18 protein-coding genes are annotated in these 23994 nt (G+C 48.1%); all 18 read left to right on the plus strand.

Features of this window, described 5'->3' with window-relative positions:
- Nucleotides 1–21: 21 nt before the first annotated feature.
- The 18 genes from def (at nt 22) to cyoD (ending at nt 23863) form a co-directional block, all read left to right on the plus strand.
- On the plus strand, nt 22–603 hold the full coding sequence (gene def, locus ACQ4MX_RS19615; RefSeq protein ID WP_431086825.1) for a peptide deformylase: 582 nt from the start codon (nt 22–24) through the stop codon (nt 601–603).
- Nucleotides 604–767: 164 nt separating this feature from the next.
- A complete protein-coding gene (locus ACQ4MX_RS19620; protein WP_431086828.1) occupies nt 768–2558 on the plus strand; it encodes a sensor histidine kinase in 1791 nt (596 codons plus the stop codon).
- Nucleotides 2551–4119: a response regulator gene (locus tag ACQ4MX_RS19625; protein WP_431086830.1), complete on the plus strand. Its 1569-nt coding sequence runs from the start codon at nt 2551–2553 to the stop codon at nt 4117–4119. The genes ACQ4MX_RS19620 and ACQ4MX_RS19625 overlap by 8 nt, the downstream gene beginning before the upstream one ends.
- A gap of 406 nt (nt 4120–4525) precedes the next feature.
- Nucleotides 4526–5932 carry a cytochrome ubiquinol oxidase subunit I gene (locus ACQ4MX_RS19630; protein ID WP_431086832.1) on the plus strand — a complete coding sequence of 469 codons (1407 nt, stop codon included), beginning with the start codon at nt 4526–4528 and terminating at the stop codon, nt 5930–5932.
- Complete coding sequence (gene cydB / locus ACQ4MX_RS19635) at nt 5919–6932, plus strand: cytochrome d ubiquinol oxidase subunit II (RefSeq protein ID WP_134912569.1); 1014 nt, start codon at nt 5919–5921, stop codon at nt 6930–6932. The genes ACQ4MX_RS19630 and cydB overlap by 14 nt, the downstream gene beginning before the upstream one ends.
- Complete coding sequence (gene cydD / locus ACQ4MX_RS19640) at nt 6932–8731, plus strand: thiol reductant ABC exporter subunit CydD (RefSeq protein WP_431086834.1); 1800 nt, start codon at nt 6932–6934, stop codon at nt 8729–8731. The genes cydB and cydD overlap by 1 nt, the downstream gene beginning before the upstream one ends.
- Nucleotides 8712–10532: a thiol reductant ABC exporter subunit CydC gene (gene cydC, locus ACQ4MX_RS19645; protein ID WP_431086836.1), complete on the plus strand. Its 1821-nt coding sequence runs from the start codon at nt 8712–8714 to the stop codon at nt 10530–10532. Before cydD ends, cydC begins: the two co-directional genes overlap by 20 nt.
- Nucleotides 10533–10661: 129 nt before the next feature.
- On the plus strand, nt 10662–11078 hold the full coding sequence (locus ACQ4MX_RS19650; protein ID WP_431086838.1) for a cupredoxin domain-containing protein: 417 nt from the start codon (nt 10662–10664) through the stop codon (nt 11076–11078).
- A gap of 395 nt (nt 11079–11473) precedes the next feature.
- Entirely contained in the window at nt 11474–12487 is a 1014-nt protein-coding gene (locus tag ACQ4MX_RS19655; protein ID WP_431086839.1) for an ABC transporter permease, read from the plus strand.
- A 15-nt stretch (nt 12488–12502) separates the two neighbouring features.
- Nucleotides 12503–13405: a carbohydrate ABC transporter permease gene (locus tag ACQ4MX_RS19660; RefSeq protein ID WP_025721946.1), complete on the plus strand. Its 903-nt coding sequence runs from the start codon at nt 12503–12505 to the stop codon at nt 13403–13405.
- A 74-nt stretch (nt 13406–13479) separates the two neighbouring features.
- On the plus strand, nt 13480–15174 hold the full coding sequence (locus tag ACQ4MX_RS19665) for an ABC transporter substrate-binding protein (protein ID WP_431086842.1): 1695 nt from the start codon (nt 13480–13482) through the stop codon (nt 15172–15174).
- A 116-nt stretch (nt 15175–15290) separates the two neighbouring features.
- The gene (locus ACQ4MX_RS19670; RefSeq protein ID WP_431086845.1) at nt 15291–17780 is read left to right on the plus strand and encodes a glycoside hydrolase family 95 protein; all 2490 of its coding nucleotides are present in this window, start codon (nt 15291–15293) and stop codon (nt 17778–17780) included.
- Nucleotides 17777–19123 carry a GH1 family beta-glucosidase gene (locus ACQ4MX_RS19675; RefSeq protein WP_431086847.1) on the plus strand — a complete coding sequence of 449 codons (1347 nt, stop codon included), beginning with the start codon at nt 17777–17779 and terminating at the stop codon, nt 19121–19123. The genes ACQ4MX_RS19670 and ACQ4MX_RS19675 overlap by 4 nt, the downstream gene beginning before the upstream one ends.
- Nucleotides 19124–19340: 217 nt before the next feature.
- Nucleotides 19341–19589 (plus strand): hypothetical protein, encoded by a 249-nt coding sequence (locus tag ACQ4MX_RS19680; RefSeq protein ID WP_134912587.1) that lies wholly within the window; start codon nt 19341–19343, stop codon nt 19587–19589.
- A 344-nt stretch (nt 19590–19933) separates the two neighbouring features.
- Nucleotides 19934–20917: a ubiquinol oxidase subunit II gene (gene cyoA, locus ACQ4MX_RS19685; protein WP_134912589.1), complete on the plus strand. Its 984-nt coding sequence runs from the start codon at nt 19934–19936 to the stop codon at nt 20915–20917.
- Nucleotides 20918–20942: 25 nt separating this feature from the next.
- Entirely contained in the window at nt 20943–22919 is a 1977-nt protein-coding gene (locus ACQ4MX_RS19690; protein WP_431086850.1) for a cbb3-type cytochrome c oxidase subunit I, read from the plus strand.
- A complete protein-coding gene (cyoC, locus tag ACQ4MX_RS19695) occupies nt 22919–23527 on the plus strand; it encodes a cytochrome o ubiquinol oxidase subunit III (RefSeq protein ID WP_044644505.1) in 609 nt (202 codons plus the stop codon). The genes ACQ4MX_RS19690 and cyoC overlap by 1 nt, the downstream gene beginning before the upstream one ends.
- On the plus strand, nt 23528–23863 hold the full coding sequence (gene cyoD, locus ACQ4MX_RS19700) for a cytochrome o ubiquinol oxidase subunit IV (RefSeq protein ID WP_134912595.1): 336 nt from the start codon (nt 23528–23530) through the stop codon (nt 23861–23863).
- Nucleotides 23864–23994: the final 131 nt, after the last annotated feature.

Here is a 23994-nt window from a genome sequence, read left to right on the forward strand (position 1 = left end):
TAAATGAATCGAGGCTGATGAATGAGCAATCAACCGATGGAGATGCTTCTCACGAAGGATATCGTGCGCGAAGGGGAACCGATTTTGCGTACGAAGGTTGATCCGGTATGCCTGCCGCTGCGTGAAGAGGATATTCAACAGATGCAATGGATGATGGATTATCTGAAAAATAGTCAAAATGAAGAGATGGCAGCCCGTTATGATCTGCGTCCGGGTGTGGGATTATCAGCCAACCAGGTGGGTCTGAACAAAAGAATGTGTGCTGTCTATTATCAGGATGGAGACAAAACGGTAGAGTATGCACTGTTTAATCCCAAGCTGGTCAGCCATTCGACGTCCATGATTTATTTGGAACAGGGCGAGGGCTGTTTGTCAGTGGATCGTTACATACCCGGATATGTCCCGCGTTATGAAAAAATTCGCATTAAGGCCAATTTGCTGGATGGAACGCAGGAGCTACTGACCCTCAAGGGCTACGCGGCGATTGTGGTACAGCATGAGATGGACCATTTGGACGGCATCATGTTCTATGACCGTATTAACCCGGACGATCCTCAAAAGCTGCCGCAGGGTGTGCATATCGAACCTTTTGTACGTGAATAGTTCATGATCCGTAAAGTGTGGTGACTCCGTTCGCCACATTTTTATTTTGCAAAAAAATATAGATATAGATGTTGCGAAGCTTTAAACTGGAATCGTGTACATCGTGATGCGGTGAGTTAAGGAATACATAATAATGTAAGCGCTTATCTAATGGGGGGAATGGCATGTATCGTGGAGTTCGGCATCTGATGAATAATATGCGTATGCGAAATAAGTTGCTGTTCTCCTACGTGCTGATTGTCATGATCCCGGTGCTGGTGGTGGGTGGCTGTGTCACCTTTTATTTACGGGAGCAGGCTTTGGACAGTGCAATTGCCCAAACGGTGAACAACGTGGAAAAGATCAAGAGCCAGACTGCGAATTTATTGCGCGTACCCACGGATATTTCAAATGGGCTGATGTTCGATAAAAGGCTGAGGGAGATGGCGAACCGCCGTTATTCGGGCATGGTAGAGCTGATGAATGCGTATCATCAATACAAGGACTTTAATGAGTATGTACAGCAATATAGAGAGATTGCGACCATCCGTTTTTATTCGTATAATCCGACGCTTGTCAATAATCTGGAATTTATCCCTGTAGATTCTGGTATTGAGCAGCAGAAGTGGTTTCAGACTGCCTTGGGGGGGACGGCGATTAACTGGTTTTATATTCAGGATAAGGAGGATAACCCGGTAAAACGGCTGAGTCTAGTGCGGCAAATTCCCTTTCCGGAATACAACACCAAGGGAGTTCTGATGATTGCGCTGAGTCAGACGGAGCTGAACAATATGCTCAGCAAGGAACCGTTTGAAACGCTGATTGTGGATCGCAACGGAATCGTGGTCGCGGCTACCCATACACAGTCCGTGGGTCAAACATTGGTGGATCTGCATTTGGGCTTTGATGTACAGGGTGCAGGTAAGGGGATATATGAAGCAAAAATAAACGGGAAATCCTCGAACATTATTGTGGATGAGCTGCTGCCAGCCTCAAGTGTGAGCGGATTGACGATTATTTCGGTGTTTTCGACGGAACACATTGTACAGGGAGCGAACCGGATCAGCTTGATCGGCGCATTATGTGTTCTTGCGGTGCTGGTCATGGCATTGGTTCTAATTACGATGATTTCCTGGTTGATCACCAAACGGCTACAGCGGTTGAGCCATGAGCTGGGTAAGGTGGCTGCGGGGGATTTCCATGTCGTGTCGAGCGTGGAGGGAATGGACGAAATCGGGGATTTGTCCCGCCGCTTCAACTATATGGTTGCCAGTATCCGCCAGTTGATGGGGCAGGTTTATGAAGCGAGTGAGAAAAATAACAGGCTCGAAATGGCGCAAAAGGATATCAAACTAAAGATGATGGCCAGTCAGATTAACCCGCACTTCCTGTTTAATGCGCTGGAGTCCATTCGAATGAAGGCACATCTGAACGGGGAAGCGGAGATTGCAACGACGGTACGATTGCTTGGCAGATTGATGCGGCGGAATCTGGAGATTGGCAGCGGTAAAACGACGGTGCGTCAGGAACTGGATATGGTGCGATCCTATTTACAAATTCAGCAGTTCCGGTTTGGAAATCGTTTGGTCTATGAAGTGAATCTGGCAGAAAGCGCTGAGGAAATGTCCATTCCTCCATTAATCATACAGCCGCTGGTAGAGAACGCGATTATTCATGGTCTTGAAAACAAGGAAGAACCCGTTACCGTAAAAGTCGATATTTCGATGGAGCTACGAGAGCTGCAAATAAGAGTGGCTGACGATGGGATTGGCATGGAAGCAGAGCAGTTGTCCCGTCTGCTAGACCGTATAATGGGCACGGATGAGCCGGAAGGGAGCAGTATCGGGCTGCGCAATGTTCACCAGCGTCTGACGCTGATGTATGGCGAACGTTATGGTCTGCACATGGAGAGCGTACCGCAGGCAGGAACAACCGTAACCTTTTCAATACCCAAGGAGGAGGAGTCGAATGTATAAAGCGATGATTGTGGATGATGAGCCTGCGATCCGTGAAGGATTGACCTCCATTATTGATTGGAGAGACTGCGGCTTTCATATTGTAGATACTGCAGGGAACGGGCGCGAGGCATTGGATAAATTTAAGGAGCACCGGCCGGAGCTGGTCATTGTTGATATACGCATGCCGGGGATGAGCGGGCTGGAGGTCATACGAAGCATACGCGAAATGAACGGTCAGCCTTTTCATTTTCTCATTTTAAGCGGATATGCGGACTTTGATTATGCGCGGCAGGCGATGGGCTTTGGCGTAGATGGTTATTTATTAAAGCCTGTGGACGAAGAAGAAATGACGACAGAGCTGAAACGGGTACGGCGAAGCATTGAGAGCGAAAAAGAAGACGGCAAGTGGGGGAGCCCGTCTCCCCATGAGCGCGATTGGATCGAAACCCTGCTGTTTCCTGAACATCCTGACCAGCATCCAGCGCCACCCGCTTTGGATTGGGGAAGCTATCAGGTCGTACTGCTGGATCTGCGGATACCCGACTGGGATCGGCAAGCCCGGCAGTCAGCAGCAAAGCTGCGGCTAACGGAAATGTGCCAGGAGCAGGGCAGGGGGATTGTATTCGAAGCCGGAATTTATACAGGCTTGCTACTCCCTGCCACGGTGGAAATACAAGAAGATGCTGTTCGGTTGCTGGCTTCCTGGCGACAGGCACTAAAGCCGTGGACAACGGAAATATACGTAGCTGCTGGTGATCCGGTGGGCAGACTACATGATATTCCAAGCTCTTTTGAGCAGGCGCTGCGTCTACTGGAGCGTACTTTCCTGTTCCGTGCGGAAAGGGTGATGCTTACCCGTGACCTGCATGATTTGGAGACTTCGGACGAGGAAATGTGTGAAACGACTGATAAAACCTCGGACTCTATGCGTTATGCAGAGAAGCTATACTACGCGTTGGATATGGCGAATCGTGAAGCTGCAATACGTGTATTGAAGGAAATGGAGGTCCAATTTCCTCAGATCTATCGTACAGAAGCTGCAATCAAGGCGGCGTTTGCACAGACATTTACCTTGGCGCTGAACAAGTATGCTGCTGGCCAGGAGCAGAGCCGGACGGTGCTGGAGGAGCATTCGCACTTGATTACGGATGTATATGCTTATTCAACCTTGGGTGAGCTGGTGGATCGGTCGCTGGAGCATGTGCTGCAATGGATTGGTCAGACCGATCCGGGCGGTAAAGAAACGATCATGAAACAATTGATTGATTTCATTCACAGCCATTATGATGAGAACCTGCGCTTGGAGCTGTTGGCGGATATGTTTAATTACAACAGCGGCTATTTGGGCAAATTGTTCAAAAGTCATACAGGCGAAGCCTTTAACGCTTACCTGGATAAGGTGAGGATCGAGCGGGCAAGGGAACTGCTTGCACAGGGAATCAGGGTGCATCAGGTGGCAGGACGGGTCGGATATGCCAATGCCGATTACTTTCATGGCAAATTCAAAAAATATGCGGGGATGTCGCCTTCCTCCTACCGTAATCGGGTTCAGAAGAACAGAGGAACGGATGGCGATTGATAGATTCCCGTGGGTTAAATTGATGAAGTCTCTCTTGCGGATGTCGGAGCAAAAGTCTCCGAACGAAGAGAGGCTTTTTGTTTGAAAAAATTTGGATAGATCAATCGCAAATGTCACACTAATTAGAGAATTAGAGCTGTTTTCATAAATTTGCCATCATTACGACACAACTTTGACACGATGTTCACACTTTCGATTCTATTTCACTCAAACCTATTCTATATAATGATGATATTCTGAAGCCCGATCATGAGATCCCGTATTGAAGATGCCCGAGGGGGCCATTCATAAAAAGTGATCGTTCCATATGTAATAATGTGAATACTATCACAAGGATAAAAGAAGGATTCAGAGCCCAATTATTATTATTCATACTTAAGAGAAGCGCAGGGGGAGGAATAACATCATGGACGTATTAGAATTGGCACGGTTGCAGTTTGCGACCACAACGATTCTTCACTTTGTTTATGTGCCGATCTCCATTGGATTGTCGTTGATGGTGGCAATTATGGAGACCATGTATGTAATCAAAAAAAATGATTTGTACAAAAAAATGGCTCAATTCTGGGGAACTTTTTTGCTGATTAACTTTGCAGTGGGCGTCGTCACCGGAATTTTGCAAGAGTTTCAGTTCGGGATGAACTGGTCGGACTTTTCCCGGTTTGTCGGTGATGTGTTCGGTACGCCGCTGGCGATTGAGGCACTGCTTGCCTTTTTCCTGGAATCAACCTTCATCGGATTGTGGGTATTCGGCTGGGAACGTCTGTCCAAAGCAGTCCATTTAACCTGTATGTGGCTGGTATCCATCGGTACGATGCTGTCTGCTTTGTGGATTTTGGCAGCCAATTCATTCATGCAACGTCCAGTTGGATATGAGATTCAAAATGGTCGCGCAGAAATGAAAGATTTTTTCGCTCTGTTGACGAACGAACAACTGTTGTGGGAGTTTCCACACACACTGTTTGCAGCTATTGCCACAGGTGCTTTTCTCGTTGCGGGAATTAGCGCATGGAAGCTGATGCACAAAAAGAATCTGGACTTTTTCAAGCCTTCTTTCAAAGTGAGTATTATTGTCGCATTGATTAGTTCGATGCTGATTCCGATGTTTGGTCACGGACAGGCTCAATATTTGGTAGAAACACAGCCAATGAAGATGGCTGCCAGTGAAGGGTTATGGGAAAACAGTAGTGACCCTGCCCCTTGGACGGTTATCGCAGGCATTGACCCTGACAAGAAGGAAAACAGCTTTGAATTTAAGCTTCCTTATCTTCTGAGTTTGTTGTCGTATAACAAGCTGTCCGGCGCGGTATTGGGGATGAATGAGCTTCAGGCACAATATGAACAAGCTTACGGACCGGGCAACTATATCCCGCCAGTACGTACTACTTTTTGGAGTTTCCGCATTATGATTGCGGCCGGATGTGCGATGATTGCACTTGCTTTGTACGGAGCTTATCTGACATTCCGTAAGAAATTGGAGGGTTCGCATCGCTGGTTCTTCCGCTTGATGATGCTCGGTATATCACTTCCATTCATTGGAAATACTGCGGGTTGGATCATGACGGAAGTGGGGCGTCAGCCTTGGACTGTCTTTGGTTTACTTCAAACCAAAGATTCGGTTTCGCCTACCGTTGGGGCAGGGGAAGTGCTGTTCTCACTGATCTCGTTTACCGCACTGTATTTAATTTTAACGGGTGTGCTGGCATTCCTGTTTGTCCGTACAGCTCGCAAAGGTCCGGATATCGAACCATATCAGGAAACGGTAATTCATGATCCATTCGCTCAAGGGGGTGACACCATTGACGTTAAATGATTTGTGGTTCTTATTGATTGCTGTACTGTTCACCGGCTTCTTCTTCCTGGAGGGCTTCGATTTTGGCGTGGGTATGGCTACAGGTCTGGTGCCGCGTAATGACCAGCAAAAACGCTTGATGATCAATACGATTGGTCCATTCTGGGATGCAAACGAAGTATGGCTGATCACAGCAGCAGGTGCGATGTTCGCGGCTTTCCCGCACTGGTATGCGACGATGTTCAGCGGATATTATCTGGTATTTGTACTTATTCTGCTTGGTTTGATTTTACGCGGAGTTTCCTTTGAGTTCCGGGGTAAGGCAGAAGGAAAATGGTGGACAGGGACGTGGGATGCCTGCATTCTGATTGGCAGCTTTCTGCCGCCGATGCTGTTCGGTATGGCTTTTGCGGCTTTGGTAAAGGGTGTACCTATTCAGCAAAACATGGACTTGAAAGCCGGATTCTCCGATGTGTTTAACGGATATACGGTATGGATTGGACTGACCGTGGTGGGGATGTGCCTGATGCATGGGCTGACGTTTATTTCCCTGCGGACGATTGGAGAAGTGCGGGATCGTGCCCGTGTGATTGCGTCTAAATTCCTTCCGATATTAGGTATTTTGCTCGCGGGTATGGTGGTGTGGACTTATTTTGCAACAGATGTATTCACACGACGTGGCCCTTATATGTATGCCGCAGTTGCAGTGGGGATCGTCGCCTATGTGCTGGCATGGTATTTCCTGAAGCAGCGCCGCGAAGGCTGGGCCTTTGGGATGACGGGAGCTATCATTTTGCTGACATTCGTTTCGTTGTTCGTCGGCTTGTTTCCGAGATTTATGGTGAGTTCGATCAACAGTGCATTTGATTTGACGATATATAATGCAAGCTCCAGTCATTACACACTGAAAGCCATGACGATTGTTGCAGCAACGCTTTTACCCTTTGTGCTGGCTTATCAGGCGTGGAGCTACTTTGTTTTCCATAAGCGTCTCAGTGAAAAGGATCATTTGGAATACTAATGGATAAAGCATGGTTTGGATTAAAGGGCATTCGGCCGGTAATGCTGCTGCTGGCCGCCCTTTCCCTGGCCCAGGGGGCCGCTGTGATTGCGCAAGCGATTTTTTTGGCAAAGGCTGTTACGATTTTATTTGATAAACATCCGCTGGTGATGGCTTGGCCGCCACTGGCGTTGTTTTTCGCGGCTTTTGCTGCGAGGCATACGATGATCTGGCTGCAACGCCGGACAGCAGGCCGTTTTGCCGAAGCATCAGGCGCTTCCTTGCGGGAGCGTCTGCTTGTTCGTTTGTTCGAGCGAGGGCCTGTTTTTGCTGCAAAGGAAGGTAGCGGGAAGCTGGTGACGTTGGCGCTGGATGGAGTGGATCGTTTTCGCACGTATTTGGAGTTGTCCATTCCGCGTATGATTGACATGATGTGTGTGACGATACTTGTGCTTGTGTCTGTTTTCACATTGGATGTAATTTCAGGTGTGATTTTGACGGCTACGATGCCCATCCTGGTTGGCTTCTTTATCCTGCTGGGCTTGGCGGCGCGGAAGCAGGCAGATAAACAGTGGCGTTCTTATCGTCTGTTATCGCATCATTTCACGGATTCGTTGCGCGGCCTACAGACGCTGCGTTTTTTGGGCCGTAGCCGGGAGCATGGAGAAACGGTCGGGAAGGTCAGCGACCAGTACCGCACGGCTACGATGCGTACACTGCGGGTCGCGTTCCTGTCCTCTTTTGCTCTCGATTTTTTTAGTATGCTCTCGGTGGCTTTTGTGGCGGTAGGCTTGGGCTTGCGACTGATTACCGGATCGGTGGGACTGGAAGCGGCACTTGCGGTACTCATTCTGGCCCCGGAATATTTTATGCCTGTACGCCAGTTGGGATCGGACTATCATGCCTCGCTGGATGGCAAGGAGGCTTGGGGTGCAATGCGCTCCATTCTCGGTGCAGAGGATGAAGCGGCTCAACAAACAGATTCCGTGGATATCCTTATGGGGAGTGGCAGCACAGACAATGCTAAGGGTGACGGCAATGCCCTAAATATCACGGGACAGGATACGATTAGGTTGTCGGATATATGCCTGCTCAACGAGGACGGTTCCGCACGGCTTGACCACATATCCGCGAGTGTTGAGCCGCATATGAGTATGATCGGCATCGTCGGAGCCAGCGGTGCAGGTAAAACAACGCTGCTCAGTTTGCTTGGCGGCTTCGCTGAATCAACCTCGGGCGAGCTGAACGTGAATGGATGGGCATTGGCTGGTGATAACAAAGCCGAATGGCAGCGTCATATTGCCTATATTCCGCAGCATCCGTACCTGTTCAGCGCTTCCTTGGCGGATAATATCCGGTTTTATGAACCGGAGGCATCCAACGAGCAAGTGGAATGGGCGATTGACGCGGTTGGACTGCGTGAGCTGGTGGATGGTCTTCCGAATGGATTGGATGAGCCGATTGGTGAAGCGGGCCGGACGCTGAGTGGAGGACAGGCGCAACGGATAGCGTTGGCGCGTGCTTTACTGAGTAATCGTCCAGTGATTTTGCTGGATGAGCCGACTGCACATTTGGATATTGAGACGGAATGGGAGCTAAAACAGACGATTTTATCTGTTTTGCAACATAAAAGAGTGTTTCTCGCGACCCATCGACTCCATTGGATGCCGGATATGGACTGTGTCTGGATGATGAATCAAGGCCGTCTGGAAGAAGCAGGATCACATGAGCAATTGGTTGCCCGCAAGGGAGGATATTACCGTTTGCTGACGGGAATGACGGAAGGAGGGGGCGGACGATATGCGAGTCACGGACAATAGCGGCCAAGGCTGGTTTATATTTTATCTGAGACAATATTTCTGGGCCTTTCTGGCTGCGGCGCTTTTGGGCGCTCTGGCGATTGGATGTGCAGGCGCATTGCTCTTTACGTCCGGTCATCTGATTACCCGTTCGGCTTTAAAACCGGAAAATATATTGATGGTGTACGTTCCGATTGTGCTTGTACGGACGTTCGGCTTTAGTAAAGCAGTCATTCAGTATCTGGAACGGTTGGTGGGGCATGATGCCGCGCTGCGTCTCGTGTCCCGTATGCGGGTACGGCTGTATCGGGCGGTAGAACCGCAAGCACTTATGATTCGCAGCAAGTTTCGCACAGGGGATCTGTTGGGTTTGCTGGCCGAGGATATTGAGCAGCTTCAAAACATATATTTGAAGCTGGTTCTGCCTGCGATATCGGCATTGCTCATCTATGCGCTGGGGATTTCAGCACTCGGATGGATGGACGGAACCTTTGCCCTGATGATGGCACTGTATTGCGGATTTTTACTTTTTATCGCCCCAGCCATCTCGCTGTGGACCTCGCTCGCCAAACGGCGAACGTTCAAGCAGGAACGGAATACAGCCTATCAGGAGCTAACCGATGCTTTATTCGGCATGAGTGACTTGGTACTGAGCGGTCGGACTGGACATTTTCTGGCTTCCTTCACCCAACGGCAAAACAAGGCTGCTGTAGTGGAAAATTCACTTCGGCGGGGCGAATGGCGTTCTCATTGGATCGCACAGTGCTTCGTAGGTGGCGGAATTGTGATGATGACCGTATGGGCTGGAGGGCTGGTAGCGGAGAACCGCATAGAGGCAACATGGCTGGCATCCTTTGCGCTTGTTGCTTTTCCATTGCTGGATGCCTTCGTCCGCGCTGGAGAAGCGGTGGTCCATGCGCCGGAGTATCAGGATTCGCTTCGGCGCCTGAAAGGGTCAGAGAAGAATACACCTACACCTGCTGCACCTGCATCGTTTTCGGCATCGGCTTCTGTGAAAGCAGGGCAGCAAGCAGCAGGTGGCACAGTAGACAAAACAGAGGTAGAACATGTGACCGCCCAGCTATCTGGCAACTCAAACGAGCTACTGCTGAACAACGTGAGCTACCGCTATGCAGCAACGCAAGAATGGAGCGTGCGCGACATTTCCCTGCGTGTGCCGCAAGGAGGCAAGGTTGCACTGCTTGGTCGCAGCGGTGCGGGCAAGTCCACGCTGCTGAATCTGATTCAGGGGGCATTGCAGCCGGATGAAGGGAGCGTCACTGTCGCAGGTGCGCCCGTGTATACAGGCGGAGCGTATTCCAGCCTGTTTGCAGTGTTAAACCAGCAACCGTATTTGTTCGATACAACGGTAGCAAACAATATTCGGTTGGGACGGCCCGATGCTACGTTGGAAGAGGTTCGTGCAGTAACCGAGCAGGTAGGACTGGGAACGCTGATTGATTCCTTGCCGGATGGCTACGACACCCGGATGCAGGAAACGGGCCTGCGCTTTTCCGGTGGAGAAAGACAACGAATTGCACTGGCGCGGATTTTGCTTCAAAATCACCCCATTGTTCTACTGGATGAGCCAACGGTGGGACTCGATCCGCTGACAGAGCATGAACTAATGCAGACAATGTTTCGTGTGCTGGAGGGCAAAACGCTCATCTGGATTACACATCATCTGACCGGAATGGAGCATATGGACGAGGTGATCTTTATGGAGCAGGGCGGCATATCCATGCGAGGCAGTCACGAGCAGCTCTGGCAGGAGCAGCCCCGATACCGCAACCTGTATGAACTGGATCATCCCGGTCTGTAAGAAATAGAGAAGATCAAGCTTCGGTGCAACATAGCTCGAATAAAGTATTTTAAATTTTGATTAACTTTTATATACTGGCTAGAGTTGAAGTGTTACACGTGAACGATCAACTGGAGGGGACTGACTTGAATGAAAACATTCATCTCTAAAAATTGGCACTTGATGCTCATTGGAGTTGTAGCCCTGATCGTGGGCGGTTTTGTCTTATTTTATTTCCAGGGGAGCGTGTCGTCGTTTCCGACTAGCCAACCTAAAACTGTTCAAGAAGAGCCGGATAAAGCCAAGTATGAAATTGCTACGGTAAATGTAGAGGGAGATGGTTTTTATCCTAAGAATATTGAAATAAAAGCTGGTGTCCCGACTAAAATTAATTTTAAGAGATCAACATCCTTTACTTGCATAGACGAAGTACAATCGTTAAAGCTTGGAATGGACGTTTTTATGGACCATGAAAATAACTATTTTACCGTCAAAGACCTGAAACCGGGTGTATATGAGTATAATTGCGGTATGTACATGTACTATGGGACGATCACGGTGAAATAGATCAATACCAGCTTTCCAACACATTTTGTGCGGGGAGGCTATTTTTTTGCCTTAATACAAGGTATCTATGATTTTAAATTAGAAAATTCACATTAGAACGGAGCAGGCGGAATGGTGCTGGACAAGTGAAGCGGTCGCCTGAAAGCTTTCCGTAGGAAAGCTCGCATCGTAAGCACAAACTGCCCCGGGATTTCTACCATTATGTGCTTATTCAAGAAATCCGGGGGCAACAGCGATGGGAAGCACCATCCGTATGCGTAGTGGCACGAATGTAATTTTCAACTCCCTCACCTATATATCTAATTTTGAACTGATTTTTCTCCTAATTCGTTGGGTATCCGCTTTCAAGTCAGCCAAGTATGATAATAGTAACTACATACAAGGAGGAGCTTGTTATGGAATCATCAACTGAAACCGCTTCCAATGCTGGTGCTACGATTCCTGAGTCTAACCGGGGCAGACTACGCAAGGTGCGCGGGCCGAAGCGCGGGCGTGGAGAAAAAGGGTTGTGGGACAGCATAAAGCAACAAAAGTACCTTTATTTTATGTCCATTCCTTTCGTCATATGGGTGTTTGTTTTCAGTTATCTTCCGCTGTGGGGCTGGACGATGGCGTTTCAAAATTATAAGCCGGCGAAATCCTTTTCGGACCAGAAATGGGTAGGGCTGAACAACTTTATTGAGCTTTTTCAGGATGAACGATTTTATCTGGTATTACGCAATACGCTGGCGATGAGCCTGATGGGCATTGTGTTTGGCTTTGTTGTACCGATCTTTTTTGCCATTCTGCTAAATGAGCTACGGGGGATGCTGTTCAAGCGCTTCGTGCAGACAATATCCTACCTCCCGCATTTTGTATCCTGGGTAGTTGTGGCCGGTTTGGTCACCAAGATGCTGTCCATTGACGGAGGCATTGTCAACGATTTACTGGTAGCGCTTCATATTGTGGATGAACCGATTCAGTTCATGGCAAAGGGGAGCTGGTTCTGGTACATTGTAACCGCTTCCGACATATGGAAAGAGACAGGTTGGAATACGATTATTTATTTAGCCGCCATTACTGGAATCGACCAGGAGCAGTATGAAGCCTCGCGTGTGGATGGCGCAAGTCGCTGGAGACAGATGTGGCATATTACATTGCCCGGCATCCGTTCGACCATTGCGGTTCTGTTCATTATGGCGATTGGGCATTTGGTGAGCAACGGTTTTGAAAAGCAGTTCTTGCTCGGCAACAGTCTGGTGACGGATTATTCCGAGGTACTGGATCTGTACGCGCTCAATTACGGGATTAATTTGGGTCGGTTCTCTTACGGGACGGCGATTGGTATTTTCAACTCACTGGTCAGCATTCTGCTGTTGTTTACGGCAAATGGCATATTCAAAAAACTCACCAAAGAAAGCATCATGTAGGGAGGGAGAAGCGAAATGACGAATAAGGCATTTAATGCTACCCGGTCTGAAAAGCTGTTTGACCTGTTCAACTATATCCTCATGGCTCTGATCGTAGTGTTGACGCTGTACCCGTTTCTGAACGTACTTGCGATTTCCCTGAACAATTCAACGGACACGGTTCGCGGCGGTATTTATATATGGCCCCGCCAATTTACGCTCGAAAATTACAAAACGATTTTCCAGTACGATGGCCTTCTTCAGGGACTGCAAATATCTATTCTTCGTACTTTGGTCGGGACGGTACTCGGATTGATCTGCGCGTCTATGCTTGCTTTTACATTGAGTCGGGTCGAGTTTCGCGCTCGTAAGTTTATTTCTACGTTTTTGGCGTTGACGATGTATTTTTCCGGCGGGATGGTGCCCGTTTTTATTTTGATGCGGGATCTGCATCTGCTAGGTTCATTTTGGGTGTACATTTTTCCAGGCTTAATTAGCGCATTTAACGTGTTTGTCATTCGTTCCTTTATGGACGGTTTGCCGTATGCGCTACAGGAGTCTGCCAAACTGGATGGGGCGAATGATTTTACGATTTACTGGAAAATTATTTTGCCGCTGTGCAAACCAGTATTGGCAACGATTGCTCTTTTTCTGGCAGTAGGTCAGTGGAATGCTTGGTTTGATACGTATTTGTATAATGGTGGGGCTCCGCAATGGACGACGCTGCAGTATGAGCTGATGAAGATACTGCAAAGTACGCAGCAAGGTGGCTCCAGTATGACGAATAGTAACGATATGGCTAAGCAAATGGCTCAAATTTCACCAGAGTCGATTAAAATGGCAATTACAATTACGGTTACGCTCCCCATCCTGATGGTATATCCGTTCCTGCAAAAGTATTTTGTAGGCGGGATGACACTGGGCGCAGTGAAATCATAAAAGCCGGGATTCCGGTAGTAAAATAGCAGTTATTTGCAGGATAAGTCATCATAGGAATATGGGAGGATTTATACATGAAAAAACACTGGTCCAGATTTGCACTGATTCCCTTGCTCGCGGTGTCACTTACCGCACTCGCAGGTTGTGGGGGAAGCGATAAAGCAGCGAAGGAAGGCACATCCAGCGGCACAGACCCGATTACGTTTAGCTTCTTCGGAGGAGATACAAGCCCGCAATGGAATGGAATGAAGGATGAAATAGGCAAGGAAATCACCAAGAAAACAGGTGTAACCTTGAATGCGGAATTTGATGTCAGCGGCGGAGGTGGAGATGACCGAATTGCTTTGATGGCAGCAAGTGGAGAATACCCGGACTTGGTTTCTCCTAAAGCGAATATTAATAAGCTTGTGGATGCGGGGGCCATGATTGATCTGACAGATCTGATCAACGATCACGCACCCAATCTCAAAAAGCTATATGGACCCTATATGGATCGTTTGAAATACAGTAATAAAGATCAATCCATCTATGTCCTTCCTACGTATGCAGGTGTGGGACAGGAGAATTTTGACGCGACGGGGGGATTTGAAATTCAGCATAAAGTGCTCAAGGAATTAGGTTATCCAAAGGTAAAAACGCTACAGGATTATGAAAACGTACTCAAAACCTATGTAGCCAAGCATCCGACGATCAATGGCAAAAAAACGATCCCTCTCACGCTAGATGCAGACGACTGGAGAATTATGATTACCGTAACGAATCCTGCCTTCCAGACGACTGGAGCGCCGGATGATGGTGAATATTTTATTGATCCCAAAACATTCGAAGCCCAACTTCATTATAAACGTCCAGAAGAAAAGGAATATTTCCGTTGGTTGAACCACATGTACAATGAAGGGCTGCTGGATAAAGATTCATTTGTGCAAAAAAGTGATCAATACAAATCCAAAATTGCCAGCGGTCGTGTCCTCGGTCTGATCGACCAGGAGTGGGGTTATCAGGATGCTGAGAATGCGTTAAAAGCGTCAGGTAAATCCGAAGCCAGCTACGCGCATTTTCCAGTTACACTTTCGGAGGAATACAAGGATCGTTCCTTTCAGGATACGGGCTTCACGTCCGGTTATGGAGTAGGTATTACAGAAAATTGCAAGGACCCGGTGCGGGCTATTAAATTCCTTGATTATTTAGCTTCCGATGAAGGACAGGTGCTAGTGAACTGGGGGATCGAGGGCAAGCATTATGAGACCAAAGACGGCAAACGCGTCATCCCGGCTGATGTATTGGAGCAAAAAACGAATAATGCAACCAACTTCAATAAATCCACTGGAATAGAATTGTACACGTTACTCAGCGGACACTATGGCGACGGAGTGAAGGACCCTACGGGTAACTACTATACTGCCAAATTCCCGGAGCAAATTATCGCGGCTTATTCGGAGCCGGAGAAAGAATCACTTAAAGCGTATGGCGTAAAAACGTGGAAAGGACTGTTCCCGGACAAGAAAGAATTTGATGTGAAGCCATGGGGTGCAGCCTATAACCTGACAACAGACAATGAATCCAACTATAACGTTACATTCAAAAAAACGACAGACATTATCCGCAAACGTATACCGGAAGCCATTTTAGCACCAGCCTCCAATTTTGATACGGTATACGACAACATGATTAAAGAACTGGATGCCGCCGGAGCGGTACAAATGGAACAGCAATACACACAACTGGTGAAGGACAGAGTGGAGTTATGGAGTGGCAAGGCTTCTAAATAGCGAGCTGACTTAACGAGGCACAACAAAATGATGGGTTGTCGGAATGACGGAGCGCTTGTCCTTGTGGTTCATACGGGATTGGCGCTCTGTTTAATCTCAATGGGGGAGGGTTTGATGTGAGACAACGCGAAAAGCAGAAATCCCTGCGTTTATGGTATCGCCAGCCTGCCGAGGTGTGGGAGGAAGCATTGCCTGTCGGCAATGGGAGGCTGGGCGCGATGGTATTTGGCGGGATCGGGGAGGAGCGTTTGCAATTAAACGAGGATACGCTCTGGTCTGGTTTTCCTAGGGATGGCGTTCAGTATGATGCAATGCGATATTTGAAGCCCGTCAGGGAGCTGATTGCGGACGGAAAGTACAAGGACGCGGAACATCTGATTAATGCGAACATGCTGGGGCGCGATACGGAGGCTTACCAGCCTTTGGGGGATTTGTGGATTACACAGGAGGGACTTGGGGCAATCGCGGAGTATGAACGCGAACTGGATTTGGCCACCGGAACGGCGGCGGTCACTTTTCATAGTAGCGGTAATCGTTATACCCGTGAAGTCATTGCCAGTGCGCCGGATGGAATTATTATGGTATCGCTGACTGCGGATACGCCAGGCAAGATCAATGCAATCGTGCGTATCACTACACCGCATCCTTGTGAAACCGAGGCTGGCGAGGATGCACATTTTGGTGATTCATCCCAATGGGATAGCGATAAGGAAGATGACTCTTCAGGTGAACCAACGAGGGACTTAATTACGTTGACCGGGCGAGCGCCCAGTCATGTGGAATCCAATTATCACGGAGATCATCCACAGTCGGTTGTTTATGAGGATGAATTGGGGATGGCTTTTGCGATTCAGGCTCGGGTTATCCCCGAGGGGGGAACGTTGATAGAGGACGCTGACGGAGTGATCCGTGTATCGGGTGCAGATAAACTCACGGTATATTTGGCCGCAGCTACCGGATTCCGGGGATTTGATACTCGACCGGACAGTGATGCAACGGAACCGACAGCCGTATGCCAAGCTACGCTGGCTAGAGCAGTCTCGCTTGGATACGAGCAGGTGAAGCATTGGCATGAGCAAGATCATCGGGAACTATTTGGCCGCGTCGAGTTAGAGCTTGGGGATGATACCGGGACGGATCGAATGACAAAAAGACAAATTCCGACTGGCTTGCGATTGGAGCAGTACCGCGAAGGTCAGACGGACCCGGATTTGGAGGTGCTGTTGTTTCAGTATGGACGCTACTTACTGATAGCCAGTTCGCGTCCGGGCAGTCAGCCCGCCAATCTTCAGGGTATCTGGAATGATCGGGTGCAGCCGCCGTGGAATAGTGATTATACAACCAACATTAATACCCAGATGAACTATTGGCCAGCGGAGAAATGCAATCTTGCCGAGTGCCATGAACCCTTGCTGCACATGATTGGTGAAGTTAGCCGTGCGGGACGCAGGGTTGCTTCGATCCATTATGGCGCTCAAGGCTGGACGGCCCACCATAATGTAGATGTGTGGAGGTATGCCGGACCGTCAGGAGGCCATGCCAGTTGGGCCTTTTGGCCGCTCGGGGGTGTCTGGCTAACCGCCCATTTATGGGAACGGTATCTGTTTACTCAGGATACGGCTTATTTGGCGGAACAAGCTTATCCGCTGATGAAGGGAGCGGCCGCCTTTTGTATAGATTGGCTCGTGGAAGGCCCGGACGGCAGGCTTGTGACCTCGCCTTCTACATCACCTGAAAACAAATTTATAACCCCGGATGGAGAGGATTGCAGTATATCCATGGGCTCCACGATGGATATGACGTTAATTCGGGAGTTGCTGAGCAATTGCATTCAGGCTGCGGACCTGCTGGAATTAGACGATGAGTTCCGCAACCGCTGTGAAGAGACACTGCAACGCCTGCTGCCCTACCAGATTGGTCGTCACGGACAGCTACAGGAATGGTTTGCCGATTTTGAGGAAGCGGAGCCGGGACATCGACATGTTTCACATCTGTATGGTTTGTATCCCGGGCGAGAAATCCATGTTCGTGATACCCCGGAGCTGGCAGAAGCGGCCCGCATATCGCTGGGCCGACGGCTTGATCATGGCGGTGGTCATACCGGATGGAGCTGTGCCTGGTTGATTAACCTGTACGCTCGGTTGGAGGATGGCGAAGCAGCACATCGGTATGTGCGCACATTGCTGTCGCGTTCGACCTATCCGAATTTATTCGACGCTCATCCGCCTTTTCAGATCGACGGCAACTTCGGCGCGACGGCGGGGATTGCGGAAATGCTGCTGCAAAGTCGTCCGGGTGAGCTGACCTTACTGCCCGCTCTGCCTTCGGCATGGTCGGAGGGGCGGGTCAGCGGATTGCGGGGGCATGGCGGGATGACGGTTGGCATGGAATGGTCCGGTTCCCGGCTCGTCCGCGCTGAACTTAACGCATCCGCTCCGACGGGACGCTGCACGATTCGCAGTGCTCATTCGTTTAGCGCAGATGCTCGGCAGGCTCAGCCTGATCCGAAGCATGGAGGATTCATTTTGTCATGGAATTTTACCAAAGAGCAGGAAATAACGGACAGACAAACGATTATTATTGATGGAGAGGAAGAGCAAATATGACCATTTTTCAATTTCCGCAGGACTTTATGTGGGGGACGGCAACAGCAGCCTATCAAATCGAGGGGGCCTATGAGGAGGATGGAAGAGGTTTGTCCATCTGGGATACCTTTGCCCATACGCCCGGCAAGGTGTTCAACGGAGATAACGGGAATGTAGCCTGTGACAGCTATCATCGCTACGAAGAAGATATTCGGCTGATGAAGGAGCTGGGCATTCGTACATATCGTTTTTCGGTGTCATGGCCGCGTATATTCCCCAATGGTGACGGTGAAGTCAATCAGGAAGGGCTGGACTATTATCATCGTGTAGTGGATATGTTGAACGAAAATGGAATTGAGCCGTTTTGTACGCTGTATCACTGGGATCTGCCACAGGTACTTCAAGATGCCGGAGGATGGGAAAACCGTCGCACGATTCAGGCATTCGTCCAGTATGCAGAGACGATGTTCCGTGAGTTCCATGGGAAAATACACCATTGGCTGACGTTCAACGAGCCGTGGTGCATCGCCTTTTTATCCAATATGCTGGGAGTTCATGCTCCCGGTCTGACCAATCTTCAGACAGCCATCACCGTCGGGCATAATCTGCTGGTTGCGCATGGTCTATCCGTACGCCGTTTCCGCGAGTTGGGCACCAGTGGTCAGATTGGCATAGCGCCGAATGTCTCCTGGGCTGTACCCTATAGCACTTCCGAGGAAGACAAAGCGGCGTGTGCGCGTACGGTTTCCCTGCATAGTGACTGGTTTCTCCAGCCCATCTATCGGGGTTCGTATCCTCAGTTTCTGGTAGACTGGTTCGCCGGGCAAGGAGCTACCGTACCGATTCAGGAAGGAGATATGGGCATTATTAGCGAACCTATTGATCTGATCGGTATAAACTACTACGCTATGTCCGTCAATCGTTTTAATCCCGAAGCTGGGTTCCTTCAATCCGAAGAGATTAATATGGGGCTGCCTGTGACAGATATTGGCTGGCCGGTGGAATCACGCGGGTTGTATGAGGTCCTGCATTATTTGCAAAAGTACGGCAACATCGATATTTATATTACAGAAAACGGGGCTTGTATTAACGATGAGATTGTGAATGGCAAGGTTCAGGATGACCGCCGTATTTCCTATATGCAGCAGCATTTGGTGCAGGTGCATCGGGCGATTCATGACGGCCTTCATGTGAAAGGCTATATGGCATGGTCGCTCATGGACAATTTTGAATGGGCGGAAGGGTATAATATGAGATTCGGTATGATTCATGTCGATTTTCGCACTCTGACCCGTACCCCCAAGGAAAGCTACTACTGGTATCGAAATGTGGTAAGTAACAACTGGCTGGAGACCAGACGCTAAAAGAACATGCACTTTGAGAATAAAGCGTACATGGGCCTGTCTCCGCTCCCTTTTGTTTGAACAACAAGCCCTCCGGGGTAATAATACCCAGGATGAAATTGCAGGTTGCTAAAAGTATGGTGAGGCTATCAAGAATAAAATCACAGTGATTGTGCATACTGACAAAAATACCTGAAGAGGGCGTTTCAACAATTTTAGACCAAAGGGAGTGGAGGATATGGCTTCGAATTTTAGAAAATCAGGATCGAACGAAAAGCAAATGAGCCGCTCGGTGTCTGTCATCGCCTGGATCGCTTGGATTGTGGGCATTATTCTTATTTTGTTCAATTTAGGTAATCTAAGTGATCGTAATATATATTTAATGGTGGGTATTGGATGTGTCGTTGGCGGATTTTTTATTTATATGATCGGAAAAGGGTTGGTCATTGCCCGCAAGAAGGAAGACCAGGAAAACGGACATCGTTAAAACAATTGAAAAAATATTTTAAGAAAACATATAATGAAAACAACAACGTGGGGCTTCGAGCAGTGTAGCATGATAACTGTAAGGAGTCCCGTTTTTTGCTTTAATATAGCTTCTTCAAGATACACAATAACGTTTTTATTATGTCATCTTTTAATTAATAAGAAATTTTGAATTTGCAAGAGAAATTTTATTTTAAGAGAGATTTTTCACAAAAAACGGACAAATAATCGACAATTTTGTTAACAATAAAAAAAGTCCCCGCTTTTCTGATATCTTATATAGGGGCAACATTACAGGAGTTCGTTAGTTTTGAGTAATTTATTATTTAAGGAGAGGGGAACAACATGAACAAAAAACCAAAAGCGATTATTGCGTTGGTTTTGACCGTGCTCACGGTAGCATTGCTCATTTGGACGTGTTTTTATGCTGGCGGAAAATACGTTGTTTTCGATCCAAAAGGACCTATTGGGCAAGCACAAAAAGAGCTGATCATTCTTTCAACGTCTATGGCTGCACTTCTGATTGTACCGGTCATGATTTTGACTTTTTTCATCATTTGGCGATATCGCGATGCACCGGATAACAAAGCCAAGTACCAACCCCACTGGGATGACAGTAAAAAGCTGGAGACCGTATGGTGGGCTATTCCAATCGTAGTGATCTTGATTCTTGCGGTTATAACCGCGAGGTATACCTACTTGCTGGAGCCTTCCAAGCCGTTGGCAAGTACACAAAAGCCAGTAACCATTCAAGTGACTTCACTGGACTGGAAATGGCTCTTCATGTACCCGGAAGAAGGTATTGCTACAGTCAATGAAATTCACATTCCTAAAGGTGTTCCGGTCCGTTTTGAACTGACTGCCGACGCCCCGATGAACTCGTTCTGGATTCCGCAATTGGGCGGTCAGATCTACACCATGTCAGGCATGGCTATGAAACTGCATTTGCAGGCCGACCACGAAGGAACTTATTTTGGTTCGGGTGCAAACTTTAGCGGTGAGCATTTTGGACAAATGCGCTTTGATGTAGAGGTTCAGTCGGATGAAGAGTACAAAAACTGGGTCGCTAACATCAAGAAGCAGTCTAAGCCGCTGACGAAGGACGGCTATTTGGCGCTTGCAAAACCAGGTTTGTCCCAGCCTGATGAGTATTCTTCGATTCCCGACGGCTTGTTCCAGGAAATTGTAACCAAGTACGTAGTAGACGGTGCTTCTAACCCGCATGCAGGACATGGTGAAGGAGCATCCACAGAAGGTTCTTCCAAGTCCGGCACAGAGGATAAAGCTGCAATGGACATGAGTCATATGAATATGAGCGGACACAATTAAATAATTATAGGGAAGGAGGCCCCCAATGCTTGACAAAATAAAAGAGTTTGCATCCACTTTCTTCGTTACTGGAGACCCGATGATCTATGGAGCGGACGTTTCCATCGCACTAGCAATGATCGGGATCGTGTTTGTGCTCACTTATTTCAAAAAATGGGGCTGGCTTTGGAAAAACTGGTTGACTACCGTTGACCATAAAAAAGTCGGTATTATGTATATCCTCGCAGCCATCTTGATGCTTTTCCGCGGAGGCGTGGACGCATTGTTGATGCGTTTACAGCTTGCTACACCGGATGTTACACTTTTGCATCCTGAGCATTACAACCAGATTTTCACAACACATGGCACGATCATGATCTTGTTTATGGCGATGCCGTTGATGTTTGGTTTGTTTAACATCGCCGTACCACTTCAAATTGGTGCGCGTGACGTTGCGTTTCCTTTCCTGAACGCATTGAGCTTCTGGCTTTTCTTTATGGGAGCGATGTTGTTCAACCTGTCCTTCGTTATCGGTGGTTCGCCAGACGCAGGCTGGTTGAGTTATCCACCGCTTTCAGAACTGCAATTTAGTCCCGGCGTCGGTCAGAACTTCTATATCTGGGGTATTCAGATTTCTGGTATAGGTTCATTGGCTACGGGTATCAACTTTATTGTTACCATTATTAAAATGCGTGCACCTGGTATGACCTGGATGAAAATTCCTATCTTTACGTGGTCCGTATTTTCATCATGTGTTATTATCATTTTCGCGTTTCCAATTCTGACGGTTACTTTAGCTTTGCTATTCCTTGACCGCTTTGGAGGAGGACACTTCTTTACCCTTGACTTCGGTGGTAACCCGATGATGTATATCAACTTGATCTGGATGTGGGGTCATCCTGAGGTATACATTGTAGTTTTACCTGCCTTCGGTATTTATTCCGAGGTCATCAGCGTATTCTCCAAAAAGAAATTGTTTGGATACAAGTCCATGGTTTACGCCATGTTCATTATTGCGATCTTGTCCTTCTTCACCTGGGCGCATCACTTCTTCACGATGGGATCAGGCGCAGATGTTAATGCATTCTTTGCGATTTCGACGATGGTTATCGCAATACCGACAGGGGTTAAAGTATTTAACTGGCTGTTCACGATGTATCGGGGTAAGATCACATTTAAGACCCCTATGATGTGGTCAATTGCTTTTATTCCGAACTTCTTGATTGCTGGGTTGACGGGCGTAATGTTGTCTGTAGCGCCTGCTGACTTCCAGTTCCATAACAGTTACTTCCTGATCGCTCACTTTCACTCCGCTCTGATTGGTGGTGTAGTGTTCGGTTACTTGGCAGGTCTGTACTATTGGTGGCCTAAAATGTTTGGTTTCACATTGCCTGAAACGCCTGGTAAATGGGCTTTCTGGTTCTGGAATATCGGTTTCTATGTATGCTTTATTCCGCAATATTCTCTCGGTCTGATGGGGATGACGCGTCGTCTGAGCACTTATGGCTGGGATACCGGCTGGCAGCCGCTTAACCTCGTATCCACTGTTGGGGCATTCCTGATGGGAATTGGTTTCTTGTTCCAGGTTCTTCAAATTCTTCTTGGTATCAAGAATTACCGCAAGCTGAAGGATACAACAGGCGACCCTTGGGGTGGTCATACGTTGGAATGGTCGATTCCTTCACCTGCACCTGAATACAATTTTGCTACCATTCCGCAAGTGGAAGAACGCGATGACTGGTGGGCAGAAAAAGATAAACGTGCAAAAGGTATTTTCAGAAAGCAACCGCCAATTGAAGCGATTCATATGCCGAAAAACTCGGCGATTCCATTCATTATGTCGGTATTCTTTTTCATTGCAGGTTTCGGGTTCGTATTCGGATGGTCGTTCTTCTATATTCCAGGGCTGATCGGTGTGGCAATTTGTATGATTTGTCGTTCTTTCTTCTCGTATGATGGCGACTACTACATCCCTGCGGATGAAGTAAAACGCACGGAAGCGGCAATAAGGGGGTCTGTATAATGGCACAAGCATCAGCACATCATAGCCATGATCATGACCACGGACATCACGATCCACAAGAATTGAAGATGCTTGGTTTCTGGATCTTTCTTGTAACGGACGTAATCCTGTTCAGTACCTTGTTCGCAACCTTCGTCGTCCTTCGGAACAGCACAGCTGGAGGACCGGGGGGCGCAGAGCTGTTTAACATGACGGGCGTTATCATTGAAACGTTCCTCTTGCTCACAAGCAGCTTCACAAGCGGTCTGGCTGTGTTGGCCATGAACAAAGGAAGCATGAAGGGATTAATCAACTGGTTAATCGTGACGGCGATCCTGGGTCTTGGTTTTATCGGTTTTGAGGTTTACGAGTTTGTTGAATTGGTACACGAAGGAGCCAATTTTGGAACGAGCGCGTTCCTGTCGGCATTCTTCACATTGGTCGGTACGCACGGACTTCACGTTTCGTTAGGTCTGGTATGGATGATCGGCCTTATGTTTCAGTTGAAAAAACGCGGGCTCACTCCAGAGACGAAGGGCAAAGTTTCGGCACTGAGCTTGTACTGGCACTTTTTGGACGCTGTCTGGATCTTCTTGCTGACAGTCGTCTATTTGATGGGGGTGATGTAGATGGCACAGCATCAATCAGGAGCGGGTTCGCATGGTCATGATGATTCTCACGGTTCAGTGAAATCCTATGTTATCGGGTTTATTCTGTCCATCGTACTGACCATCATTCCTCTCGGTGTGGTTATGAATCACATGTTGAGCCGCACTTCGACTATGGTTGTTATTTTAGTCGCGGCAGTGCTGCAATTTCTGGTTCAGCTTTTCTTCTTCATGCACATCCGTGAAAGCAATGGACCACGCTGGAATGTCATGACTTTGATTTTCGGTGTAGTTATCCTGTTGACCGTCGTTGGTGGTTCTGTATGGATTATGGAATACAACATGGTAGCACACTAATAAGTACAAACTAATTAGATAAGAGGAAGCGGACTTAGAGCCGCTTCTTCTTTTTTTGTGTAGCATATTGGAATTATAAACTGTGGCTGCTTGAACTCAAGTTTACATATGTGTAAAATGGAATTGTATAA

Source organism: Paenibacillus sp. 8b26, assembly GCF_050626875.1.
Classification (GTDB): Bacteria; Bacillota; Bacilli; order Paenibacillales; family Paenibacillaceae; genus Paenibacillus.